Genomic DNA, 545 nt, shown 5'->3' on the forward strand with positions numbered 1-545 from the left:
GATTGGATTCATGAGTATCTTGAGGATTTGCAGTGGTTGGATTTGAGTCAGGGGTTCTTTTTTGTTCTGAAGGATTATGATGTGTTCTTCCAAGATCAAGAAAAAACTGACTATTTCATGGCGAAGTGGACTGCACAGCTGTTGCAGACTGTGGATACTGAGTTGAGGTACCGGTATTCGGAGGATGAGGATGGGGAGTATGATCCTGCGAATATTCTTCATGGTATGGAGGTGTCTCAAGAGCATCTTGATCAGGTGTTGGAGTTTTTTGAGGGTCGGGCGATCGTGATTCCTGATTTCGATGAAAATGATCCTGGGGCGGAGCATCCTTTGTATGTGAAGAATATTGATGAGGTTTTGGAGAGCTGGAAATATGAGAGTAAGTAATACCAGGGGTTCTCATTTTTGGCTCTTTAACCGGATTTTACAATATTTATTCACGTGGAGCTCTCTTCAGGTAAATTAGTGGAGAATAGTCTCATATAAAAACTACTGGTTCCTGCGGTTTTGCTTTGTTGCAGGGGCCAGTGTTTTTGTATTTTAAA

The 545-nt window shown here is 41.8% G+C and carries 1 pseudogene; it reads left to right on the top strand.

Annotation, left to right across the window (positions count from 1 at the left end):
* Positions 1–387: pseudogene (locus tag HMPREF2756_RS02150) on the top strand (hypothetical protein); the annotation flags it as partial.
* Positions 388–545: the final 158 nt, after the last annotated feature.

It is taken from the genome of Rothia sp. HMSC067H10, assembly GCF_001810635.1.
Lineage (GTDB): Bacteria > Actinomycetota > Actinomycetes > Actinomycetales > Micrococcaceae > Rothia > Rothia dentocariosa.